Below are 23,737 nucleotides of genomic sequence, written 5' to 3'. Positions count from 1 at the left end.
CTCATTTCGTTGTGTTAGTCTAGAGAGCGCATGCTCTCTAAACGTTTTTTCTTTACTTGCTTATTCGTCTTCTTCTGACTCAGGTTCTTCATCAACAGACTCATCGCCTTCTTCGATTCCTTCTTCTTCAAGGAGTTCATTCAGCATGTCTTCATCCATCTGCTCGCCCTGTTCACCAGGCTGCTGCATGAACTGCTGCATTGCGCCTTGAAGATCTTCATCAGAGATCTGGACGTTTGCGTCTCGCACAAGCTCTCCAATTACTTCCTGAATCATGGCCTGATCCTGCATGTAGCTGTCCAGCAGCATAGCTTCCAGGTCATCACGCTCTTCTTCCAGTGATCCTCTTTCGCCCATTTCGACCATCTTGATGATATGGTAGCCGAACTGAGATTCAACTGGTTCTTGAGTGATTTCGCCTTCTTCCAGTTCCATAGCTGCTTCTTCAAATTCCGGAACGAATCTTCCCGGCTCGAGTGCCATTTCACCGTTCGTCTCTAAAGAACCTGCATCGGTTGAGTGTTCTGCAACTAGCTCGCTGAAATCAGCTCCATCATTGAGCTCTTCAATCAGCTCTTCTGCCAGCTCAGCGTCTTCAACCAGAATATGGGCAACGGTCGCATCTGGTGCGAAGTTCTCATAGGCTTCTTCAATTTCTTCGTCCGTAATATCCACGTGCTCACTGATAGCAGCTCTAACTTGAAGCGATGTGCGGACACTGTCTCTGACATCTTCCATAGACATGCCCTGCATAGCCAGAATTTCTTCAAATTCATCAACACCACCATAAGGTTCAGCTTCTCGTTCGATTTCCGCATCGATATCTTCGTCTGAAACCTGATCGCCAAAGTTGTGCTCTAAAATGTCTTCCAGAAGCATCTGCTGCAGAATCTGTTCTCCGTAAGTCATACCGCTTTGGGACATTTCTGTTTTCATGCGCTCAAAGAGATCGTCTTCACGGATACGTCCAGCTTCTGTAGAAGCTACTTCATTGCTGTTCGTGCATCCTGCCAGAAGCAATCCTGAACCAGCCACTGCACCGATTAACCATTTTTTCATACTCAAACTTACACATCCTAATACATTATTTTCTTTCTGTCAGCCGAAGCCGCCTATTACGTCTCTAGCTGTACCTAACTTAATATAACACAGGTCAAAATAAATTGAAAACTTACTAAGAGATAAAACTGTAATTTCATTAACATTTCATATTTCAATCACATCAAGTCTCTTGGTCGCCTGTTTTGCCTTTTTTAAGTGTACTTTTATAAAAAGAGCGGTTGTCCATAGCCCAGATACGCTCGGAAAAATCTCCCGGTTCTGTTTTTCTCAACGCACTATCCATCATGTTCATCTTGGCATCAATCTGATCGATATAGTGAATCACCTCAGCTTCTGGAATTTGAGGTCTGACTGGAGATCCGAAAGCTGTTTCTCCATGATGAGCCAGAACCAAGTGCTTCAGCAGCAGAACATCCTCGTGGCTCTCATCAATTTTCAAATCCACACAGGCTTTGGATATTTCCTCGTGAATTAAAACAATATGACCAATCAGTTTGCCTTCAAGCGTATACTCAGTGGCCGTCGGGCCGGAGAGTTCAATCACCTTCCCTACGTCATGTAAGATGATACCTGCATACAATAGGGACAGATCAAGCGTTTCATAATTGTCAGCGATACTGCGGGCTATTTTCAGCATGGACATTGTATGAAAAGCCAGTCCACCCAAATAGGCATGGTGGTTTTTTTTGGCTGCCGGACTCATAAAAAAGTCTCGCTGATATTTTTTCATGATAAAGCGCACAATCCGGTTCATGTGGGCATTGGTTATATCAAATATAGCCTGGTTGAAAGCTTCAATCATTTTATCCTTGTTGACTGGTGCCCTTTCAATATAAAGTTCCGGATTGTTCGGTTCATCTTCCCGAGCCAGGCGAAGTGCTTTGATTCTCAACTGTGGTGCCCCATTATACTCTTCTCTTTTGGCGTCTATTTTCACGACTTGGCCTGGCTTGAACTGCTCCACATCTTTCAAAGACGCGTCCCAGAAATTGGCGCTGATTTCTCCACTGGTATCCTGCAAAATCAGTGCCAGGTAGGGTTTGTTGTTCCGGGTTGTTTTTTCTTCCGCTGATTTAATGAGCAGATAGATGATCAGTGATTCTTCTTTCTGATAGTCATACAGCTTCTTCACCTGACTCACTCCTTCACTTGTCTTAATTATCTTAATGTGCTGGTATGGTGTCTCAATTCTATCATATGCTTGCTCGGGATACAGTCTGATACCGCCTGATCAAAGGTAAAGAGAATGACTTGAACCTCCTTGCTAATGTCTTGCAGCAAGGCATACACCCTTTCCTTACGGTCTTCGTCAATATTCACGAAGGCATCGTCAATAATGACTGGGTAACGTAGCATTTCCTTGTTATTGAATATAAAGGCCAGCCTCACTGCAATATACAGCGGTTCCACGGTTCCTCTAGAAAGCTCATTGGCTTCCCATCGTCTTCCATTCTTGTCAATCACCTGGAAATGATCTGCTTCGAGTTCAATTCCTGTATAGTCCCCGTCAGTAAGGTAGGTGAAATACTCTTCTGCCAGCGCAATAGTATGCGGCAACAGATTTTCCTTGGCATTATCCAAGGTTTTTTCAATAAGAGCTGCAGCGGTCTTGTACGCTGCCCATAAATCGACTTTTTCTTGGTAGGTACTTTTTTCATTCTCAAACTGCTGAAGCAGGTCTGAATAAAGTCCTCCCTCCTCCAGCTCGCTGATTTTGTAATTGATCTCAACTACCCGCTTTTCAAGTTCTTTCTGCTTAGCCCGTATACCCTCGGCTTTCGTCTGCTGTTCACTGATGTTTCTTGTCAGAACTTCCACAGAATCTTCAGTCCAGTTATCCAGCTGTTTTGGGTCAATGTTGAGGGAATCTTTCAAGAATTGATAGCGTCTAAGTTTTTCTTCCCTGCTTTCGGCTAAATGGTAAGCGCGGATAAACGCTTCTTCCGTTTCGGCCCCAGTCTCCTCGAACAGTGTCTGCCGGGCAGCCAGCTGGTCTTTTTCTTTTTGAACATAATAGAGAATCGCATTCTGCAGCTTTTCTGTTTCCTTAATATACATCTGCTGCATTCTTTTTTCCTGGTCAATTGTTCTGAGCCTTTTTTTTATGTCTGAACAAACTGTCAGCAGCCCTATTCCCTCTTCAAAAAACTGCCGGCTGAATTCATTGGTCTGAAGAACATGTTTCAGTTTTCTGATATCCTCTTCCATAGCCGTCCGGATAGCTTCAATTCGTTCCATCAGCTGCCTTAAATCCTGTAGCTCAGATAAAGAGGCTAATGTTTGTTCTATATCGTAATGATCAGGGTAAGTACTCTGCTTTTTCCATTTTCTAAAGGACTCCTGCAGTGCGCCCTTTTCTTGTTTGTTTTTAGATATCTGATTTCTCAACTCACCACTGTCTATTTGCAACTGATCGTTTCGGGCCAGTGCCTCTTTCCACTTTGATCTCAGCGTTTTCTGGTACAAGTAGTCGCTTCTATCTTGGTCATTATGAGAATGTCTTTTCAGTCGGTAAAACTGGAGAGCTAATGTCGTGCTCATTACAAGCAAAGACATTAGGAGAAGAGGGACAGACTGCTGGCCTGCAATCAGTAATAAAATCAGCAGACAGAATGCAAAAGCTCCTGCCAGTACTTTTTTGTTTCTGACAGCTGAACTGGATAGTTCTTGCCTCTTTGCTTCTTTTTTTTCCATCTCCCTGTAAGCTGATAAGGGCCATAGTTCCTCTTCCAGCTGGTCAATCTGCTCATTGTTATTTTCGATCTTCAGTTCGCATACACGTATACTCTCCCGACTTTTTTGATCATTCCTCTCCAACTCAAGCAGTTTTACGTGAAAGAGCTCAAGTTTTTGTTTCTGCGCTTCTGTTAACGGCTCTGGCAATTGTACATCCAGCGGCAGACCTTCTTTCATCTTGAGTTCAAAGCTTTGCTTTTCCAACTGTTCAATTTCTATTTGCTTCTCTCTTATCCGGTCCATCTTCACTTCCAGTGATTCCCAGCTGGCGTTCAGCTCATTGACTGCCTCTTCGTGAGCCTGATAATTCAGCAACTCACTCGATGGCCGGTAGTCTTCCTGAAGCTGCTGCTGCTGGCCATGAAGGACCTCTATCTCTGACCGGAGACTTTCCAGCTGCTGATTAATGTGTTTCAGCTGAACTATTCCGTCTGCTGGAAGATTGTTCATTTGATTAGCATCAAAACTTTCTTTCAGCTTTCTCAGTTCATCAATGGCTTCTGTCTGCTGTAATAACTGCTTGTATTCCTGTATAGTCTGCTCACACTGTTGCAGCTGCTTGTTTAGATATTCACTGTCTTTTTCTGTACTTTCTTTTTCACTAAGCAAATGCGTATAAGCTTTGTTGGTTTCCTTGGCCTTGTCCAACTGCTGTTTCTGTTTTTGCAATGAACGGTAAAGAGTATTGATGACCGGCTTACGGCCCGTCGGCTTGAAAAGCTGGGAAGCTTTCTGCTCATATTGATCTGCCTGTTTCAAAAATTGCTCATTTCCTAAAGATCCTGTACTGAGAAAAAAACGATTGAACTGTTCACGGGTCATGCTGCTCGTTTCCTCAATACCCTTCAAGTCGAATACATAAAGGCTCTCAAAAAATGACCGCTTTTTACTGTTCAAAAGTGTATCAAGCAGACGATCATCTCCTTGGGTACCGTCTTCCAAAGTCACAGTGACATTTCCTGTGACTTTTCCATCCACTCTTTCAACAGTCACCCAGCCGTAGCGGGCATCTTCCATTAGAAGTTTTCCACCATACCGGCTGGATTCTTTGGGTTCATACCTGAGTGCCGAACTATGGCGTGTAGGAAAACCAAACAGAATACTGCTGATAAAAGACATCAAAGTTGATTTACCGGCTTCATTTTGTCCGTAAAAGATACTCATCTGAGGGTCAAGTGAAAATTCCTGGTCGATCCATTTACCATAACCATATATGGTGATTTTTTTAATGACCATAAAAATCCTCCTCCACTCCAAGATCTAAACGGATAAGTGCCTGAGCTGTTTCGATAATCTCCTGCCGGTAATGACCGTTCGGTTCTTCCACATCTCTTGCATAGGCATGCGCTGAAAATAATTCTTTCGTCACTTCAATAAATGCTTCTCTGGTTGTCAGGTGCTGGACTGTCTGGTCCCACTCTTCTGGAAACAGCTGTGCCAGGGCAAATGTACTGCTTGCCGTTGACTGCATATCGATTTTTATTTGAGTCACATATATAAAATGACCTGTTTCATATTGGTGCAGGGTCTCTCTCAGTTCGTCCTGTTTAAGTTTATTCAAAATCTTATCCGACAGGTCAGGGGAAACTTCCAGCCTAAGAACCAGCAGGGTATTTTGTTCCGGCAGTGACTGCACTGCTTCATGAATGGCTTCAAAAATACTATTCATTGAATCCAGTTGGCTCAAATCAGCCCGTGCCTCTTTCCAAACAATCGATGCTGTCTTAAGAAAATCAACCTGCTGTTTAGTTTCTGTCAGTTCAACGAGCAGACATCCCTTATCCCCTGTTTCTTTCCGATTTCTTCCCTGAGTATTACCACTGTAATATACTGGCGGATCTTCACATAGCTGCTGGCGCTTGTGAATATGCCCCAAAGCCCAGTAATCATAATTTTTTTCCCGAAGTTCTCTCAAGGAAAAAGGCGCATATCTGGCATGTTCAGCTTTCAGACCTTCTTCAAAGCCATGCAAAAGCCCAATGTGATAGTCACACTGAGGCAGTCGATCAGGATAATCAGTGATCATCCGGCTATCCACCCAGCGCTTGTCATAGCTGAAGCCGCTCAGAGCAACCTTTTCTCCTTTTTCTGTCTCAATAGAGACCGTTTCCACTGCTTTGTCAAATACATGGACATTATCCGGCAGCAGAAGGTGATCACTCTCCTGGCTAATAAAATCATGGTTACCGTGTATCAAAAAGACACGGATACCAGACTCTTTCAGTTTTTCCATTTGCTGTTTGAAAAGGACCTGCGCACGGATACTGCGGTCCTTCAAATCATAAATATCTCCAGCAAACAGAACAAAATCGACTTTCTTTTCAATAGCCGCCTCCACTATATTTTCCAAAGACTGAAAAGTGGAACGCATGACAGTATCTGCCAGCCGTCCAGACAACTCCTTCAATCCCTTATAAGGGCTGTCCAGGTGCAGATCTGCTGCATGAATAAATCGAACCATCGTGATTGTTCCTTTCATTTTTTATGGGGGGGGTACATACGTTCTTTATTAGTTACTTAAAAAGGGCTTACTTCAAGGTAAGCCCTTTTTAACTGTTATTTTACTGGTACAGTTCTCTGACAGGTTTCAAAACAACCTGGTTGATGTCGTCGATCATCTGACCTACTTGCTTTTCAGCTTCCAGCAAGTTTGAAATCAGTTCGTTCTCACCGATTTTGCCTGAAATTTCCTGAGCCTGCTTGGCTTCTTCTTCAGACACTTCCTGTCCCATCATCTGCTTTTGTTGGATGGTCTGCTGAACCTGACGGAATTCATCAAAAACACTGCTTGCTTCTTCATCGTTCTTCACTGCATTGAAAGCAGCATCCAAACTTTTGAATTCATCCGTGTTTCTAAGATCCTGTTCTAACTGATTAGCCGTGTCATAAATATTGACAGCCATACTCTCATCCCTTCGATTGAGCTCCTTGCGAGCTTTTTTATTTACCTATACTAGTCTATCACGAATAGATAAGGGTTTCCAGGAAAGATTATAGCCTTCTCATCACTCATTTTCATTCTCCGTTCTGCCTGTTTCTAAAGCGCCGGAACAAATCTTCTGTTCGTTCTCTAAATACCGATGTTCCTTCTCTTAAAGCATTGCCTGCCTCTTCAAGGGTCTCATTTAAGCGGTCAAACATGGTCGGTTCTTCAGCTGAAAAGGCTATCCCTGCTTCTTCAACTAAAAAGGTCGACTGTTCTGTATGCGGCAGAACGGCCTCCATGCCTTCCCGAAACACCTGCCCAATCCCTTGGGCCGTGGAGGTTCTTAAAAAATGTGCATCGGTTGTATGATCGTAGCCCATCCAGCTGGCCATGACCAGATCTGGAGTGTAGCCGACGACCCATTGATCGGTTGCACCTCTACCAGATTCTGTCTGAGTTGTTCCGGTTTTTCCTGCCACAGAAAAGTTTCCGGGCTGTATATTACGCCCAGTCCCGTGTTCAAAGACACTAAGAAGCATACTGTTCATTTCATTGGCGACGCGTGACGAGACGACACGCTCAGAACGAGGACGCGTATTGTCGACCACGACTGCGCCGTTTGCATCAACAATTTTAGTAATGAAATGAGGCTGGTAGCGGACGCCGTCATTGGGGAATACGCTGTATGCGCTGGCAAGCTGCAAAGGCGAGACTCCTCTATCCATCCCACCCAATGCAATCGCACCCAAGTGATTATCATCCTCGCTTACGCTTAACCCAAACTGCTCAACTTTACGCATACCTCTTCTCAAGCCTAATTCATTTAAAAGCCAGACTGCGGGGGCATTGACACTGTCAGCAAGTGCCCGGTACATCGGCATCTCACCGCTGTACTGGCCGGAAAGATTTGTCGGCGTATAGTCCGTATCCCCATATGACCTGAGCTCATCGACCAGCATAGATGAAGGAGTGAAGCCGGCTTCAAGTGCTGGGGCGAATACACCCAGTGGCTTAATGGCCGAACCCGGCTGCCGGGTCATATGAGTGGCCCGGTTGAATCCCCTGAAAGTATGGTCTCCCCTTCCGCCGACAATGGCATTGACTCCGCCAGTCCTTGGGTCCAAGATAACTGAAGCACTCTGAACGGGCGTGCCGTCTTCTGCTGTTTCAAACAAATAGTCCCGGGTATATATCTGGTCCAATCGCTGCTGGAAGGTCCGGTTTAGATTAGTATAGATTGTATATCCGTCGTTCATTAGTTCTTCTTCCGAAAAACCATGTCTCCTTGTCGCTTCGTCGATGACAGCATCAAAATAGAAAGGATAACGGTAGCCGTCGAAGCGGTTGAAACGGTCAATGAGTGTCAGCCCCGATTCTTGGTAAAGACGGCGCTCTTCTGACGTGATTGCTCCAGTATTTTCCATGAGACTCAGCACAACATTCCGTCGGCTAATGGACCGCTCATAATTATCGATTGGATTATAATGACTGGGGGCCTTGAGCATCCCGGCAATTGTGGCAGCTTCTCCAATAGTCACATCCGAAGATGACTTACCGAAATAGCGTAGCGAGGCATCCTCTACCCCCCATACCCCGTTACCGAAATACGCATGGTTAAGGTACATTTCCAGAATATCCTCTTTGGAATAATGCTTTTCAATTTCAATCGCCAGAAACAGTTCACGCAATTTTCGCATCATGGTCTGATCCTGAGACAGAAAAGCATTTTTAGCAAGCTGCTGTGTCAAAGTGCTTCCGCCTCCGACAATCTGTCCTCTGTTGATGACAAAACCAACGGCTGCCCGCCCAAGACCAATCGGGTCAAATCCTCGGTGAGAAAAAAATCGCTGGTCTTCCGTTGAAACTACAGCATCTGCTATATGAGGAGAGATATTTTCCAATCGAGTAAAGGAACCTTTCTGCGCGAAGAGCGCCCCTGCCTCTTCCCCATTCTCATCCATGATTGTCGTCCGCTGCTCCAGCCCTGCCCTCAGTGCATTAATATTGGCGGATCGGGCCATGACTGCCAGATACACGCTAAAAAAGAGTGCCACTGTCAGCAGCCCAAGAATGATCAACTTGGTCAGGTGATATTTTTTCCAGCTTCGTTTTAAGCTTGTGTACATTTTCATCGCCGCTGGTCTGATGCTGCTCCTGCAAGACTTCAGCTTATGGCTGATGTGTGCTTTCAATGATTGTTTGCTCATAATTTTACCTCATACTCATCTTTTCCTGCCTACATTCACTTTACTCTTTTGACCTGAGTTTGATAATTAGACTTCAGTCTGATTCTACCTGGTGAGCAAGCACTTGTTGGTGAAGTTCCTTTAAGATCTCTTCGATTTCTTCCGTATCCTTTGCATGGGTCCCACTGGCCAAAGGATGACCGCCACCACCGTGCTTCTGGGCGATATTATTAATTATTGGCCCCTTGGAGCGCAAGCGGCAGCGATACTCGCTGTCGGACTGTTCTACAAAGACTGCCCAAGCTTTTACTCCTTCAATTTTTCCAAGAAGCGGAACGATTGCATGGGTTTCACTCTCATCCAGCCCAAGTGATCTGAGGATGTCTTTTGTCAAAACGATGTGCCCTACACCCCCATCTGAAACAATAAAATGTTCCAGCGCGTAGCCCATCATCTTCCCAGTATTTGGCTTAATCACATTCATCTGATTGTTGACATCTGTGTGTGAAAAAGAAAAGCGCATCAGTTCGGAAGCCACTTGCATAGTATACGGAGAGGTGGCGTCATAGAGAAAGCGGTTGGTGTCTCCAACTATACCCGCATAAAGTAGGCGAGCAGCTTTTTCATTCATCACAATGTCGTTTGGAAAAGTCAGCCAGAGGTCTGCCACCATTTCGCAGCAGCTGCTTGCATTCGTGTTGACCCACTCGATTTTGCCGTAGGAATCATCAAGTGGATGGTGATCGATTTTTATCCACTCTTCAGCCAATTTGTACTTATCATCATCGATTCGCTTGACATTGGCTGTATCGGTTACAATAACCAGTGCCCCCTCATACAGCTCATCACCCACCTCATCCATTGTATCTAGAAATTTCAGGTCATCCACATCGGCTCCAACAGCAAATACCTGCTTGTCTGGAAAAGTAGCTTTAATCATTTCCTTTAGACCACACTGGGATCCTATAGCATCCGGGTCCGGTCTGACATGACGATGTATGATAATGGTATCCCATTTTTTTATGCACGCCCACAGTTCTTCTTTGATTTGTCTGTCCCTAATATTAGTTGTCTGTAATAACACAGTTTATGCTCCTTTTTGCTGAACGGGCCTAACGCTTTTGAATGATTTGACAAACGACCAGCGCCTTTGCAGCAAGATATTTTTCAGAATAAATTTCGACATCCAGTCGAGCGGAGCGCCTGTTCTCGTCAATCACTCTCGGTTTGACAATCAGCTCATTACCCAGCTGGATCATATTGAAATAATGCAGGGTCATCTGCTCAACGACCAGATTTTTTTTCTTGTGCTTGGAAAGATAATTATACGTTGCTTCAGTAATCACTTCGCTCAGTACACCAAAGGATATTGTCCCCATACTATCGGTAGTTTGAGGCGTAACGGAAAAAGAAAAGATATTCTCCTCTTTTTCCGTGATCAGCTGACTGATCTGATCAGCCATTGTATCTCCTGCCTGAGGCTGCTTTTGCACTGACTGCATCGATTTCATGATATCCTGCCGAGACACGACACCAATTAGCGTCATATCATCCCCTACGACAGGCATCACTTCCAGTCCGTCCCAAATCATCGTATGGGCTACTGAAGCGACACTCATGTGTTTTTTGGCATAAGCAGGGTTTTTGGTCATGACTTTCTCAATCACTGTGGCATCGTCCTTGCCGACGACATCTTTGGCTGTGACAATACCAGCCAGCCGATCATCGGCAAACACAACCGGGAAGCGGGAATGCTGACTTTTCTGATTCAGCATCCGGTAGGCATACACCGTGTCTCCCTTGCCCAGATATTGCGTCTGTTCAATTGGCGTATAAATATTTTGAATCCGAATAATTTCCTTTTTAATAAGCTGATCAGTCATTGCCCGGTTGATCATCGTACCCACGGTAAAAGTATCATAGGAAGTACTAATCAGTGGCAGTTCTTTCTCGTCAGCCAGACGGATGACTGTTTCAGACGGAAGAAAGCCCCCTGTTATCAATACGGCTGCGCCATTCTCGAGTGACAGCTGCTGAGCTTCTTCCCGGTTACCGATAATCATCAGCGATTCTTCCGTGATATAGCGCAGCATGGCCTCTTCGGTCATCGCTCCGATAACAAACTTTGTCAGCGTCTTCTTCAGACCATTCCTGCCTCCATGAACTTCCCCTTCGATTACTTTTACGATTTCATCAAACGTAAGATTTTCAATGTTTTCTCCCGTTTTGGCTTCAATTCGGACGGTTCCGACGCGCTTGATAGTCGAAACTAGCCCCTTGTTCTCAGCTTCTTTGATGGCCCGGTAAGCAGTCCCCTCACTGACTTCAAGCTCTTTAGCAATCACACGGACGGACAGTTTGGCTCCAACCGGCAATGTTTCAATATAATCGAGAATCTGTTCATGTTTAGTCTTCATTTTTCTTGACGATCCTTTCATTGTGACTGCTGCTCCATAAAGGAAGCGGGACAGTTTCATAGACAACGGATTCTAGTGCAGTTACCGTTATTCCCAACAGTCTAACTCCCATTGTCCTGCTTTCCTCTTCCCAGATATCCAGTGCAATCTGAAAAAGCTCATCCTCGCTCTTGATATAGTCCGGGAAAGAACGGCGTCTGGTATAGGTCTCGAAGTTATCATAGCGAATTTTAAGGACAACGATCTTGCCGTGTTTCTGCTTGCGCTTCAGGTTCGTCATCACCTTGCCTGCCAGTACTCTGATCGCTTTGATCACCTCACTGTCACTTTGCAGATTGTCTGAAAAAGTGGATTCTTTACCAATCGACTTAGGTTCACGCTCAGTTTTAACCGGACTGTCATCTATTCCGCGGGCACGCCGGTAAAGAGAATGCCCCATCTTCCCAAACTGTTTCACCAACTCAAGTTCATCCTGATTATACAAATCGCTGCCTTTGTAAATACCTAAGCTGTGCATTTTTTCAACCGATTTTTTACCGACACCTGGAAAGTTCTCTATAGCAAGATCCATCAAAAAAGCCTGCGCGTCTTTTGGCGGAATCACTGTTATGCCATCAGGTTTACGGTAATCAGAGGCAATTTTAGCGATAAATTTGTTGTAGGACACTCCTGCTGAACAACTGAGATTCAGTTCCTGTTTTATGGCCGTTCGAATCTCTTGAGCAATAAGGGTGGCACTTTTCTGATTGACATGATTTTCAGTAACATCCAGATAGGCTTCGTCCAGCGAGAGAGGCTGAATCCAGTCAGTATAGCGTCTAAAGATCGCATGCATTTGGCTGGATATCTGCCGGTAAAGCTCAAAATCAGGCTGGACAAAAATACCATGCGGACACAGTTCATAGGCCTTCTGAGCACTCATGGCCGAATGAATACCGTATTTGCGGGCTTCATAACTGGCTGTAGCTACTACCCCACGCCCCCCTGTCTTTTTAGGGTGACGAGCAATAATTACTGGTTTCCTAACCAGAGAGGGATCTTCTCGCATCGCCACCGACGCATAGAACGCATCCATATCGACGTGAATAATTTTCCTTGAGGTGTCTCTGACCGGCTCATCGAATAGCAGTAATCCGTATCTCATGCTTACCTCCCTAAGCCTTATCTTTTTAGTCATTATACTAGAAAAAAGGCTGAACAACGATTGAAATTTGTAAATCTATTATGAACATTATCAGTATAAAATAAAACAAGCAGAGCGGAAAATCCCGTTCTACTTGTCTTTATCTGATATTCAGCTCAGCAAGTCATCTATCTCCATCTCATCCAGAGACGCTACATTATATACCTGTGCCTTAAGGGAGGCATAATTGAAATAGTCGTTCACGGTCAAAGACAGAATGTCACTGACTTTCTGATAGTACCTTTCAGGCGTACTGCGCTTCCATTTAAATTCGGTACAGAACTCCCAGATATCCTCAGAACTGATTTCGCTGTAGCCCTCTTTTTGGAACTCTTTCTGCTTTTTCCCGACCCATACATCAAAATTATCTTGTCCAATCGTAAAGTTCAAGAGATAACCTCCTTACTCGATAGAAAGGTGGATAACATTCAGCAGCTGTCAGTCGCTTTCGACAGTTCTTTCAGGACTATTTGTACCCAATTCTTCGGTTTGGGTGCCTGATGCGGATGCTTTGGTGACAATACGGGCAACTGCACGGCGCTCGAACGTCAGGTAAATCCCCTCGCAGTCGATAACGACGGTATTGTTGTCTTCGATTACCTCATCAACAACTCCGTGCAAGCCGCCAATTGTGACGATAGAGTCCCCTTTACCTAGGGAGCTCAGCATATTTTGTGTTTCTTTTGCTCTTTTTTGCTGCGGTCGAATCATCAGAAGATACATGATTCCCATTAGCGCGATAAACGGCAGCGTTGTTACGATTAAGTCCATTTCTACATTCCTCCATAATATGATCTGAAGCTTTAGTCAGATCCTTCGGGTACATACGCAAATAGTGCAATGATATCACTATCTACCTTAGCAAATTTCATTAAAAATTACTAGTATCATTATAGAGATCTAGAAATTTTTTGCATTTGGCTTATTGTACCCATACTCCTCAAAAAATGCTTCCTTGAATTCCGTCAGATTGTCTTCTCTGATTGCCTGTCTGACTTTTTTCATAAGATCAAGCAAGAAGTAAAGATTGTGATAGCTTGTCAGTCTCAGACCAAACGTCTCATCTGACTTGATCAAATGCCTGATATAGGCTCTTGAGTAATTACGGCAAGTATAGCAGCCACATTTCTCATCTAGGGGACGGAAATCACGTGCATAGGCTGCATTTTTGATGACAACCCGGCCTTTACTGGTCATAGTTGTTCCATTGCGGGCAATACGTGTCGGCAAAACACAGTCGAACATATCTACTCCCCGCATTACCCCTTCAATCAGCGCATCAGGTGTCCCCACCCCCATCAGATAGCGAGGCTTATCTTCGGGCAGTAAAGGAGTAGTAAAATCCAGTACACGATACATATCCGGTTTAGGTTCCCCGACTGACAAGCCACCAATGGAGTAGCCGGCAAAATCCATGCTCGTCAAATCTTTGGCTGATTGCTTGCGCAGTTCTTCGAACCCGGCTCCTTGAACAATACCGAACAGCCCCTGGGTATCCGGTTTTTTATGTGCCTTAAGACCTCTTTCAGCCCATCTCGAAGTCCGTTCCACTGATTTCTTGACATAATCATAACTTTCGTCAAAAGGCGGACATTCATCGAAAGACATCATTATATCCGGTCCCAGTTTGTTCTGGACGTTGATTGCTTTTTCGGGTGAAAGAAACAGCTTGGACCCGTCCAGATGACTTCTAAAATGCACGCCCTCTTCTTCTATTTTCCTCATATCCGATAAGGAAAAAACCTGAAAGCCGCCTGAGTCTGTCAAAATCCCTTTATCCCAGTTCATAAACTGATGCAGTCCGCCCGCTTCTTCAACGATATCTTCTCCTGGCCTTAACCAGAGATGGTAGGTATTGCTTAAGATAATCCCTGCTCCCATTTCTTCCAGCTCTTCGGGTGCGATAGTCTTCACCGAGGCCAGTGTTCCGACAGGCATGAACATCGGCGTTTCAAAAGTCCCATGAGGGGTAGTGATTTTGCCTAAGCGGGCCCCTGTCCGCTTGTCTTTCTTTTCCAACTGGTAAGTTACTGGATGATTACTCATATATGTCTCCTAATCTCTTTTATTTCTTTTTTACAAACATCGCATCTCCGAAACTGAAAAAGCGGTAGCGCTCTTTGACTGCGTGATGATAAGCCTCGAGGACAAATTCTCTACCCAGAAACGCACTGACCAGCATGATTAGTGTAGATTTCGGCAAGTGGAAATTAGTCAAAAAAGCATCCACTGCTTTAAAACTGTATCCTGGAGCAATAAAAATACTGGTCCATCCACTTGATGCTTTGAACATCCCGTCATGCTCCTGAGCGATGGTCTCCAGTGTCCGAATAGACGTCGTTCCAACCGCTACAATTTGCCCACCCTCAGAACGCGTCTGGTTAAGGATGCTGGCTGACTCTTCTGACAACTGATAAAACTCTTCATGCATCTTGTGCTCATCGATGTTTTCAACGCTCACTGGTCTAAAAGTTCCCAGCCCTACGTGCAGCGTCAGAAAGACCGTCTTTATCTCTTTAGACCTGATTTTATCTAGAATCTCTTCGGTAAAGTGCAAGCCCGCCGTAGGTGCTGCTGCCGACCCATTTTCTCTGGCATAAACAGTCTGATACCGGTCGCTGTCATTCAGACGTTCTTTGATGTATGGAGGCAAGGGCATTTCACCGAGAGACTCAAGGATTTCTAGAAAAATTCCCTCATAGCTGAATTCAACGATTCTGCCACCATGCTCAAGAGACTCAACGACTGTCGCCTTCAAACGACCATCCCCAAAAGATATCACCGTACCAGGCTTCGCTTTCTTGGCTGGTTTCATCAGCGTCTCCCATCGGTCTCCTTCCTTATTTTTCAACAGCAGGACTTCTATATGGGCTGCCGTCTCTTCTTTTTCTCCATATAGTCTGGCCGGAAGCACTCGGGTATCATTCATAACCAAAGCGTCCCCCGGCTGAAGCTCGTCGATGATGGATTCAAATCCTCGGTCTTCAATGGTCTGCTTTTCCCGATTCAATACCATCATGCGCGACGAGGAGCGGTCACTTAGAGGCGTTTGGGCAATCAGTTCTTCCGGAAGTTCAAAATCAAAATCTTCTGTTGTTAATGTCATGTTATTTCTCCTTTTTCAGTTGTTCATCAAATGATTCAGTTGCAAGTGCCCATACGCTTTTGGTGTAGCCACCCGTCCTCTGGATGTTCGCTGGATAAAGCCTTCTTTTAGTAGAAAAGGCTCGACCATATCTTCGATTGTCTCCATTTCTTCTCCGATATTAGCTGACAGAGTATTTAGTCCTACTGGACCTCCACCATAAAGCGTGATCAGTGTGTCCAGCAGTTTATGGTCAACGCTATCCAGTCCTTCGCTGTCAACTCGCAGCAAGTCCAGAGCCGAAGCTGCACTGCTCTTATCAATCACGCCGGACCCTCTGACTTCTGCGTAGTCCCGGACACGTTTCAGCAGACGATTGGCCACTCGAGGTGTTCCCCTAGAGCGACGGGCGATTTCATAAGCCCCCTCCCGTCTGATTTCTGTTTGAAGAACCTGCGCAGACCGCATGACAATCTTTTCTAGTTCTTCTTTTTTGTAGTACTCCATGTGGGCAAGAATTCCGAAGCGGTCTCTGAGTGGTGCGGACAAAGTGCCGGCTCTTGTCGTCGCTCCAATGAGAGTGAAAGGAGGCAGTGGAAAGTGAACCGGATGGGCACTTTCACCTTGGCCGATAATAATATCCACATAGAAATCTTCCATAGCCGAATAAAGCATTTCCTCTGCTATCCTCGGCATTCTGTGAATTTCATCGATAAATAGGATGCCGCCTGGTTCCAGATCATTTAATAAGGCGACCAGATCACCTGGCTTTTCTATTGCCGGTCCACTCGTCGTACGGATATCCGTTTGCATCTCATTAGCCACAACCATTGCCATCGTCGTTTTACCAAGACCCGGTGGGCCATAAAGCAGCACATGATCCAGGGACTCTTCACGCTTTCTAGCGGCTTCAATATAAATCGTCAGCTCTTCTTTGATTTTCTCCTGTCCGAGATAATGCCTCAGACTTTGGGGTCTTAACGTGTGCTCCAATGACTCCTCAGCTTCCCCGCTGACGTGTTCTGATGTTAAATGTCGGTTGTCTTCCATAACCTGCTCCTTTAATTCACTAGACCTTTACTTCTTCATCAGAAGCGACAATGCTTCTCTGATATAGCCATCTGTTGTCTGGCCGGACGAGAGCTCCATCTTTTTTCTGATTCTGCTGGTATCTTTGCTGGAGTACCCCAAGGCCAGCAGCGCTTCCATCGCTTCTTCAAGTGACCGGGCTGAGCCATTTGATGTATCAAGCACGGTCTGCCCCTCCTCGATTGAGCGCTGGAGCACATCAAATTCTGACAGCTTTCCTTTGAGATCCAGCACAATCTGCTGAGCTGTTTTTTTGCCAACACCCGGAAATTTGGTCAGAAAAGTGATATTGCTATCTTCAATCGCTTGAACAAACCCACGATGATCCTCATTTGCCAGTATTGCAAGGGCAGATTTTGGACCGATGCCCGAAACATTGATTAATTTCAGGAAGAGATTCTTTTCCTGAATCGTCAGGAAACCGAACAGCTGCATACTGTCCTGTTTGACATCCTGGTAAACATAGATCAGCGTTTCCTTACTTAACGCTTTAGATAGACGAAAAGGGTTGGCTATCAGTATTTTATATCCTATACCGTAGGCCTCAGCTACAACGTATCCCGGGTACACATGGGCGATTGTTCCTTTTATATATTCAAACATATTTTCAACCTCACTCAGTATTAGTCAATCTTGTCTAGTATAACACAAAAACACCTATCCATTAAGTCAGCCTTAATGATAGATGCTTCTGTCAGTCTCTATTTTATTATTCAAATTCAGCCACGTAGGCTTCATAACCTTCTTCCGCCAACTTTTCCTTGGGAACAAAACGCAGAGCCGCCGAATTAATACAGTATCTCAGTCCACCTTCCTCACTTGGTCCATCTGTAAAGACATGTCCCAGATGAGAATCAGCTTCTCGACTCCGAACTTCAGTGCGCTCCATGAAAAATGACCGGTCTCTCTTCTCTTTAATGACTCTTTTTTGAATGGGACGGGTAAAGGATGGCCAGCCGCAACCAGCATCGTATTTATCTTTGGATGAAAACAGCGGTTCGCCGCTGACAATATCTACATAAATGCCTTCTTCGAAAAACAAGTCGTATTCACCCGTGCCCGGGCGTTCCGTTCCGTTCTTCTGGGTGACTTCGTACTGAATAGGTGTCAGTTTTTTCTTCAATTCTTTCTTATCCATAGTATTCGTCCTTTCTTCTAGTCTTCTTCAGTTAATGAGGATCCTGAATCCGTTTGAACATTTTTTCCATATCTTTAGTGCTAAAACTGACCAGAACTGGTCGACCATGTGGACAGTTATATGGATTGTCGGCCTGTTTCAAATCATGCAGCAGCTGTTCACTCTCCTGCCTAGACAGATAATGGTTGGCTTTAATTGAACCCTTGCAGCTCATCATAATGGCCGTCTCCTCCCGAAACTTGCCTACCGACAAGCTCGTCTCTCTTAGAAAGAAAGCGATCATTTCTCTGATTGTCTCTTCCACTTCCTCGGCTTTTATCCAGTTCGGGTGCTGTCTGACAAGAAAGCTATTCTGTCCGAATTCTTCAAGAAAAACAGAGGCTTCCTCCAGCTTGGACTGGTTGTCTCTGATCGTCACTGCTTCATCTAGCGGATAGTCTAGCACAACCGGAACTAGCAGTTCCTGAAGATCAGTACCCTGTCTAGTGATAGCTTCCTTGAAATATTCGTACTTGATACGTTCCTGGGCTGCATGCTGGTCTATAATATACAGGCCTTTTTCATTTTGTGCAAATAAATAGGTTCCATGCATCTGACCAATATAATCCAGATCGGGAAACCCTGACTCAAAATCTCCTTCATTGACTTTCTGTTCACTTGCCGGATTGACCGTCTCAAAAGATACGTCCTTCCTGTCTTCAAGTAATTTTGAAAAATTGGACTCGTATTGATTCGGCTGAGTATTATGCTGAAACTGGTCTTTCTCACCCTCTTCTGCTGAGTGACTAGCAAAATCCTTTGAGTGTTTAGCCTCTACTGAGTCAGAAGATCCCTGATTTTTCAAGAACGGACTGTCTGAGCTAGAAGGCTGCTGTGAAAAGATAGTCGTCTGTTGGGGTTTCTCATCCGCTTTTTGCCGTTTTTTCGGCTTTTCTATCACATTTTCATAGGCGCTTGGAATACGGGTCTCCTCATGTAGCCGTTTCCTGATTGTATCTTTAAGCAGCTGCCCCAGCTCTTTCTCACTACTGATACGCACTTGCTGCTTAGTAGGGTGAACGTTGACGTCCAGAAGGAGGGGATCGACTTGAATGGAGATCACAGCAACAGGATAGCGACCGACCATCAAGGTCGAACCGTAACCTTCAACAATCGCTTTAGTAAGGGCGTAATTCTTGATTACCCGGCCATTGAGAATCAGAGTAATGTAGGTATTGCTAGCACGTGTGACTTCCGGTAAGGAAACAAACCCTGACAACTCAAAGTCAAATGATTCTCCGCGGATTGCCTTCATTTTTTTTGCTGTCCCCACACCGTAAACTCCAGCAATTGCTTGAATCTGATCGCGATTGCCGACTGTTTTTATAAGTGTCGAACCATCAGAAACCAGTTTAAAGGAAATATCGGGATGCGCCAAAGCAAACCGGTTTATGCCATCAGTGATATGCGACAGTTCTGTTTTCAAGGTTTTTACATACTTCAGCCGAGCCGGCGTATTGTAAAAAAGGGCTTCAACTGCAATTCGGGTCCCTTTTCGTGAAGAGGCAGCACGATCTTCAATCAGTTCTCCTCCTTTAAGCACCAGGCGCCTACCCGGCAGGTTTTTCTGAGCAGTCTCCACCGTCACTTCCGAAACAGAAGCAATACTCGGGAGCGCCTCCCCCCGGAATCCCAGCGTTCGAATACGGAAAAGATCCTCGTTGGACAACAGTTTGCTGGTTGCATGCCGTTCAAAGGCCTTAGGCACTTCCTCTTTTGGGATCCCATCACCGTCATCAATGACGTGTATACTCTTCAAGCCGGCTTCTTCCACAAAAATTTCGATTCGGCCACTGTTTGCATCAATAGCATTTTCAACCAGCTCCTTGACCACTGATGCCGGACGTTCAATTACTTCACCAGCTGCAATTTGATTGGCTAATGTCGGAGACATAATTTGAATCGTTGTCTGCATCGATTAATCCAGCCCTTCCTCTTATCAGTTCAATTTATCCTGCAGACTGCTCAATAGCTGCAAAGCCTGCATCGGAGTTGTGTTCAGCACATTGGCCTGCTGCAATTCATAGATAATTTCTTTTTCTGCATCACTTTGATTATCAAATAAGCTGAGCTGACTCTGCTCAGTTACTACATCGGACGAGTTATTGTTTGGCTGCTGACTGTCTTTTAACTCTTTTTTCTCAAGCTTATTCAAAATACTTTCGGCCCGGTCCAGTAAGGCATCAGGCAGACCCGCAAGTCTGGCAACTTGTACCCCGTAACTTTTATCGGCCGCTCCCGGCATCATCTTGTGTAAAAAGACCAGCTTCCCGTCTTCTTCCACTGCTCCAACGTGAACGTTTCTAAGCCCTTTTAGCCGCTCATTTAGTACCGTCAGCTCATGGTAATGGGTAGAAAAGAGGGTCTTGGCCTTGATTCGATCATGAACAAACTCAATAATTGCCTCTGCGAGAGCCATGCCGTCGTAGGTTGCTGTCCCTCTCCCTATTTCATCAAACAGAAGCAGGCTGTCAGCTGTTGCATGCTGAATAGCCTGGTTTGTTTCATTCATTTCAACCATGAATGTACTTTGTCCCCCAATCAGATCATCCATCGCTCCAATTCGGGTAAAGAGTCGGTCAAATACAGGTAGACTGGCCTCAGCTGCCGGAACGAAACACCCCATCTGCGCCATGATGACGCTGAGCGCCAATTGACGCATATAGGTACTTTTACCCGACATATTGGGCCCAGTAATCAACAGCACCGACGTTTCATCTGTAAGTTCTACATCATTGGGAACGTAGGACTGTTCTCCCATCACCTTTTCCACTACCGGGTGCCGGCCGTCTTTTATCGTTATATCTTTGGACGTAGTCTGAAGAGTTGGTCTGACATAATTGTATTCTTCACTGACGACCGCAAAACTTTGAAGGACATCAATTTCAGCGATTACGGCTGCCAGCATTTGTAGACGCCTAATTTTCTTCTTGACTGCTTCTCTTACTTCAACAAACAGTTCATACTCAAGCTGTCTGGACTTTTCCTCGGCTTCCAGTATTAGCGCCTCTTGTTCTTTTAATTCAGGCGTTCCATACCGTTCAGCATTAGCCAGTGTCTGCTTGCGTTCATAGCGTCCATCTTCTAGCTTGGAAACATTCCCTTTAGATACTTCAATAAAATAACCGAATACTTTATTGAATTTGACTTTCAAGTTTCTTATCCCGGTGGCTTCCCGTTCTCTTTGCTCAAGTTCAGCCATCCACTGCTTACCGCCTGTCATTGCTTCTCTGTATTTATCCAGCTGACTATTGTAGCCTGCTCTGATAATATCCCCATCTGTCACGGATAGAGGCGCATCATCACTGATTGCATGGTCAATCAGCTGCTCGACTTCCTCTATCGGGTCGAGACGGTTGAGATAGGTGTTCCAGGTGCCTTCGCTATTGAGTATCTTCATCAGATCAACTACCAGAGGGACCTGTCTGAGTGACTGCTTTAACTGAATAAGGTCTCTGGCATTGACGGATCCGAAAGCGACTCTTCCCGCCAGTCTTTCCAGATCGTAAATCCGCTTCAGGACATCGGTCAGATCATTGCGTTCAAAAAAATACGTCATCAAGTTCTCAACAGCATCCAGCCGCTCTTCTATCTGCACCCTGCTGACAAGTGGTTTTTCAAGCCATGACCGGAGCATGCGTCCACCCATTGCTGTTTTAGTCTCGTCCAGTAGCCAAAGCAAGGTCCCTTTTCTGCCTCCATCCCTAAGCGAAGTCGTCAGTTCCAGATTCCGCCGGGCATCCTGGCCATATACCAGGTACTGACTCACTTCATAGGCTCGCACTTTCTGAAGATGATCCAGGCTGCGCATCTGTGTCTCACTTAAATAATGCAGCAGCAGATCAGTAGCTTGTGAATGTACAGGATCCTTGATTGAAGACTGGAGCTTAGAAAGTTGATGATCATAGCTCGATTTGGTCGGGTGAGAGACAGCGACAGGATACATTTGTGTCAGCTGATCCTGCAGATCGAGAAAGGCAGCTGGTTCAAATATAATTTCCCGGCAATTGAGTGAACCGACTTCACTGATGACCTCCTCTGGTGTCTTCAGTGAAGTCACTTTTATTTCTCCTGTGGTAAGATCAGCAGAAGCCATACCAATCAGTCCCAATGAACCGGTCACGGCAGCAATATAATTATTTTCTTTGGATCCGACCGTTTTGGACTGCATGACCGTCCCTGGGGTAACGACCTGAACGACTTCCCTTTTGACCATTCCTTTCGCTTCTTTGGCATCTTCCACTTGTTCACAGATTGCTACCTTATAACCCATTTCAATCAGGGTATCAATATAGCCTTGAGCTGAGTGATGGGGCACCCCGCACATGGGAATCTGTTCTTCAGCATTTTTATTTCTACTGGTCAAAGTCAGCTCAAGTAGGCGGGCAACTTTTACGGCGTCTTCAAAGAAGAGTTCATAAAAATCTCCCAGACGGTAAAATAAAAAGGCCTGAGGATATTCCTTCTTTATGGATAAATATTGCTGCATCATTGGTGTATGTTTCGTTTTCTGGGGCACTTGTCTCACTCTTTCTATCGTTCACACTTTGTTTTACTCAAACCAAGGCATATCGTCATCAATGCGTATAGCCTGGATTTTATCTGCTCTACCGGTTGTATTGCTGATTGTCAGCAAGCAAGCATTCAGCCGGGTCCGCCCAGTTTCAGGCACTTCAAAACGATTAGGGAGCTGTGTTGTAAATTTCCTTAAGATCGGTTCTTTTTTCATGCCTAGCACACCGTCGTAAAAACCGGTCATTCCCACATCTGTTTGATAAGCTGTTCCCTGAGGCAACACACGAGCATCATTAGTTTGTACGTGCGTATGTGTCCCCACTACAGCGGATACTTGTCCATCTAAATACCAGCCTAAAGCCTCTTTTTCACTTGTCGCTTCAGCATGAAAATCAATCAATATATGCGGGGTCACTTCTCTTGCCTGGTCAACCAGCTCCTGGGCTACGCGGAAAGGATCTTCAAAATCACCCATATATACCCGACCATGTAGATTGATTACGGCTAGCTTCAACTGATTGACATTGACAATTGTCATACCCGTTCCTGGAGTAACGCGGTTATCTGGATAATTTGCCGGACGGATCAGTTTTTTTTCCCGATCAATAAAGTCCTGTATTTCGCGCTGATCCCAGGTATGATTACCCATAGTCACGACGTCAACTCCTGCCTGAAGAAGCTCCTTGTACAGTTTTTCGGTAATCCCTCTTCCACCAGCAGCATTTTCACCATTAGCAACCGTCACCTGCGGCTTATACTTTTCCTTCAATTTGGGCAGCCATTTCTTGACCGTGTCCACACCCAGTTCTCCCACAATATCTCCAATAAATAATACTTTCATTAATCGTCCTCTTTTCTTTACATTATTGTTAGTTTACCAGTTTTATACAGTAGAAATCAAAGTAATCCTGCTAACGCCCAACAAAGTGGTGGTATCCCATACTTTTTGAAGAACACAATAAATCAAAAATACCCAACCCTTTAGTTTTCATATCCAACTGACTGACAATACCTTTATCATAATCCCTATTCAACTGCTCTCGTTTCGCGTACAATGGTTGCTTTAGCATCTACAAAATAAGTTCCTATCCTTTCAGAATAGGATATGTATTATGAGCTTGTAGCCGAGGTCTTATAGACCAATTTTAAAAAAAGAAATATGAAAGGCCAGTCACTCTGCGGCTTCTTCCTTTCTAAGAAGATGCTGGCTTATTACTCAAACAAAAATCATAAAAAATGGCACTATCGGCACATCAATTCCTGAATACGCAACTGATTTTCTTAAGATATAATTAATGTATAGCATATTTGCAGATAGGATGCAGAGACAATAAAAAAGGGTTCTTTGTCAAATCGTGTTG

General features: G+C 44.9%; 19 protein-coding genes. All 19 read right to left on the bottom strand.

Going from position 1 to position 23,737, the window contains the following annotated elements; translation table 11 throughout:
* Positions 1–60: 60 nt before the first annotated feature.
* The 19 genes from ADIAL_RS10940 to ADIAL_RS10850 all read right to left on the bottom strand — a co-directional run bounded on the left by ADIAL_RS10940 (position 61) and on the right by ADIAL_RS10850 (position 23,217).
* Entirely contained in the window at positions 61–1,059 is a 999-nt protein-coding gene (locus ADIAL_RS10940; RefSeq protein ID WP_155849225.1) for a peptidylprolyl isomerase, read from the bottom strand.
* 163 nt (positions 1,060–1,222) lie between these two features.
* The gene (locus ADIAL_RS10935; RefSeq protein WP_034303563.1) at positions 1,223–2,194 is read right to left on the bottom strand and encodes a 3'-5' exoribonuclease YhaM family protein; all 972 of its coding nucleotides are present in this window, start codon (positions 2,192–2,194) and stop codon (positions 1,223–1,225) included.
* Between the two features lie 26 nt (positions 2,195–2,220).
* A complete protein-coding gene (locus ADIAL_RS10930) occupies positions 2,221–5,034 on the bottom strand; it encodes an ATP-binding protein (RefSeq protein WP_034303561.1) in 2,814 nt (937 codons plus the stop codon).
* A complete protein-coding gene (locus ADIAL_RS10925; protein ID WP_034303557.1) occupies positions 5,024–6,259 on the bottom strand; it encodes a metallophosphoesterase family protein in 1,236 nt (411 codons plus the stop codon). Before ADIAL_RS10925 ends, ADIAL_RS10930 begins: the two co-directional genes overlap by 11 nt.
* Before the next feature lie 100 nt (positions 6,260–6,359).
* The gene (locus tag ADIAL_RS10920; RefSeq protein ID WP_034303554.1) at positions 6,360–6,701 is read right to left on the bottom strand and encodes a YlbF family regulator; all 342 of its coding nucleotides are present in this window, start codon (positions 6,699–6,701) and stop codon (positions 6,360–6,362) included.
* 112 nt (positions 6,702–6,813) lie between these two features.
* On the bottom strand, positions 6,814–8,931 hold the full coding sequence (locus tag ADIAL_RS10915; protein WP_034303552.1) for a PBP1A family penicillin-binding protein: 2,118 nt from the start codon (positions 8,929–8,931) through the stop codon (positions 6,814–6,816).
* Between the two features lie 73 nt (positions 8,932–9,004).
* Entirely contained in the window at positions 9,005–9,994 is a 990-nt protein-coding gene (locus ADIAL_RS10910; protein ID WP_231492186.1) for a DHH family phosphoesterase, read from the bottom strand.
* A gap of 28 nt (positions 9,995–10,022) precedes the next feature.
* The gene (locus tag ADIAL_RS10905) at positions 10,023–11,327 is read right to left on the bottom strand and encodes a DRTGG domain-containing protein (protein WP_034303549.1); all 1,305 of its coding nucleotides are present in this window, start codon (positions 11,325–11,327) and stop codon (positions 10,023–10,025) included.
* Positions 11,317–12,471, bottom strand: a complete 1,155-nt coding sequence (gene dinB, locus ADIAL_RS10900; protein ID WP_034303546.1) for a DNA polymerase IV — start codon at positions 12,469–12,471, stop codon at positions 11,317–11,319. Before dinB ends, ADIAL_RS10905 begins: the two co-directional genes overlap by 11 nt.
* Before the next feature lie 150 nt (positions 12,472–12,621).
* Complete coding sequence (locus ADIAL_RS10895; RefSeq protein ID WP_034303544.1) at positions 12,622–12,900, bottom strand: post-transcriptional regulator; 279 nt, start codon at positions 12,898–12,900, stop codon at positions 12,622–12,624.
* A 48-nt stretch (positions 12,901–12,948) separates the two neighbouring features.
* Positions 12,949–13,281 carry a preprotein translocase subunit YajC gene (gene yajC / locus ADIAL_RS10890; RefSeq protein ID WP_034303543.1) on the bottom strand — a complete coding sequence of 111 codons (333 nt, stop codon included), beginning with the start codon at positions 13,279–13,281 and terminating at the stop codon, positions 12,949–12,951.
* Positions 13,282–13,410: 129 nt separating this feature from the next.
* Positions 13,411–14,556, bottom strand: a complete 1,146-nt coding sequence (gene tgt, locus ADIAL_RS10885; protein WP_034303542.1) for a tRNA guanosine(34) transglycosylase Tgt — start codon at positions 14,554–14,556, stop codon at positions 13,411–13,413.
* 19 nt (positions 14,557–14,575) lie between these two features.
* A complete protein-coding gene (queA, locus tag ADIAL_RS10880) occupies positions 14,576–15,616 on the bottom strand; it encodes a tRNA preQ1(34) S-adenosylmethionine ribosyltransferase-isomerase QueA (RefSeq protein WP_034303540.1) in 1,041 nt (346 codons plus the stop codon).
* 15 nt (positions 15,617–15,631) lie between these two features.
* Positions 15,632–16,645, bottom strand: a complete 1,014-nt coding sequence (ruvB, locus tag ADIAL_RS10875) for a Holliday junction branch migration DNA helicase RuvB (protein ID WP_034303538.1) — start codon at positions 16,643–16,645, stop codon at positions 15,632–15,634.
* 27 nt (positions 16,646–16,672) lie between these two features.
* Positions 16,673–17,287, bottom strand: a complete 615-nt coding sequence (gene ruvA / locus ADIAL_RS10870; RefSeq protein ID WP_034303535.1) for a Holliday junction branch migration protein RuvA — start codon at positions 17,285–17,287, stop codon at positions 16,673–16,675.
* A 106-nt stretch (positions 17,288–17,393) separates the two neighbouring features.
* Positions 17,394–17,822, bottom strand: a complete 429-nt coding sequence (gene msrB, locus ADIAL_RS10865) for a peptide-methionine (R)-S-oxide reductase MsrB (protein WP_034303533.1) — start codon at positions 17,820–17,822, stop codon at positions 17,394–17,396.
* A 31-nt stretch (positions 17,823–17,853) separates the two neighbouring features.
* On the bottom strand, positions 17,854–19,776 hold the full coding sequence (gene mutL, locus ADIAL_RS10860; RefSeq protein WP_034303532.1) for a DNA mismatch repair endonuclease MutL: 1,923 nt from the start codon (positions 19,774–19,776) through the stop codon (positions 17,854–17,856).
* A 24-nt stretch (positions 19,777–19,800) separates the two neighbouring features.
* The gene (gene mutS / locus ADIAL_RS10855) at positions 19,801–22,380 is read right to left on the bottom strand and encodes a DNA mismatch repair protein MutS (RefSeq protein ID WP_034303529.1); all 2,580 of its coding nucleotides are present in this window, start codon (positions 22,378–22,380) and stop codon (positions 19,801–19,803) included.
* Positions 22,381–22,413: 33 nt separating this feature from the next.
* Complete coding sequence (locus ADIAL_RS10850) at positions 22,414–23,217, bottom strand: TIGR00282 family metallophosphoesterase (RefSeq protein WP_034303527.1); 804 nt, start codon at positions 23,215–23,217, stop codon at positions 22,414–22,416.
* Between the last annotated feature and the right edge of the window lie 520 nt (positions 23,218–23,737).

This window comes from Alkalibacterium sp. AK22 (assembly GCF_000585255.1).
Taxonomy (GTDB): domain Bacteria; phylum Bacillota; class Bacilli; order Lactobacillales; family Carnobacteriaceae_A; genus Alkalibacterium.
The sequence above is the reverse complement of the archived record's forward strand: the minus strand, read 5'-3'. Positions and strand labels throughout refer to the sequence as shown.

Excerpts from the sequence above, each read along its gene's own strand:
- ADIAL_RS10850 (WP_034303527.1), bottom strand. The coding sequence starts at position 23,217 with ATGAAAGTATTATTTATTGGAGATATTGTGGGAGAACTGGGTGTGGAC.
- ADIAL_RS10905 (WP_034303549.1), bottom strand. The coding sequence starts at position 11,327 with ATGAAGACTAAACATGAACAGATTCTCGATTATATTGAAACATTGCCG.
- tgt (WP_034303542.1), bottom strand. The coding sequence starts at position 14,556 with ATGAGTAATCATCCAGTAACTTACCAGTTGGAAAAGAAAGACAAGCGG.
- ruvB (WP_034303538.1), bottom strand. The coding sequence starts at position 16,645 with ATGGAAGACAACCGACATTTAACATCAGAACACGTCAGCGGGGAAGCT.
- ADIAL_RS10920 (WP_034303554.1), bottom strand. The coding sequence starts at position 6,701 with ATGGCTGTCAATATTTATGACACGGCTAATCAGTTAGAACAGGATCTT.
- msrB (WP_034303533.1), bottom strand. The coding sequence starts at position 17,822 with ATGGATAAGAAAGAATTGAAGAAAAAACTGACACCTATTCAGTACGAA.
- yajC (WP_034303543.1), bottom strand. The coding sequence starts at position 13,281 with ATGGACTTAATCGTAACAACGCTGCCGTTTATCGCGCTAATGGGAATC.
- ADIAL_RS10915 (WP_034303552.1), bottom strand. The coding sequence starts at position 8,931 with ATGAGCAAACAATCATTGAAAGCACACATCAGCCATAAGCTGAAGTCT.
- queA (WP_034303540.1), bottom strand. The coding sequence starts at position 15,616 with ATGACATTAACAACAGAAGATTTTGATTTTGAACTTCCGGAAGAACTG.
- mutL (WP_034303532.1), bottom strand. The coding sequence starts at position 19,776 with ATGCAGACAACGATTCAAATTATGTCTCCGACATTAGCCAATCAAATT.
- ADIAL_RS10940 (WP_155849225.1), bottom strand. The coding sequence starts at position 1,059 with ATGAAAAAATGGTTAATCGGTGCAGTGGCTGGTTCAGGATTGCTTCTG.
- ADIAL_RS10925 (WP_034303557.1), bottom strand. The coding sequence starts at position 6,259 with ATGGTTCGATTTATTCATGCAGCAGATCTGCACCTGGACAGCCCTTAT.
- ADIAL_RS10930 (WP_034303561.1), bottom strand. The coding sequence starts at position 5,034 with ATGGTCATTAAAAAAATCACCATATATGGTTATGGTAAATGGATCGAC.
- ruvA (WP_034303535.1), bottom strand. The coding sequence starts at position 17,287 with ATGTTTGAATATATAAAAGGAACAATCGCCCATGTGTACCCGGGATAC.
- dinB (WP_034303546.1), bottom strand. The coding sequence starts at position 12,471 with ATGAGATACGGATTACTGCTATTCGATGAGCCGGTCAGAGACACCTCA.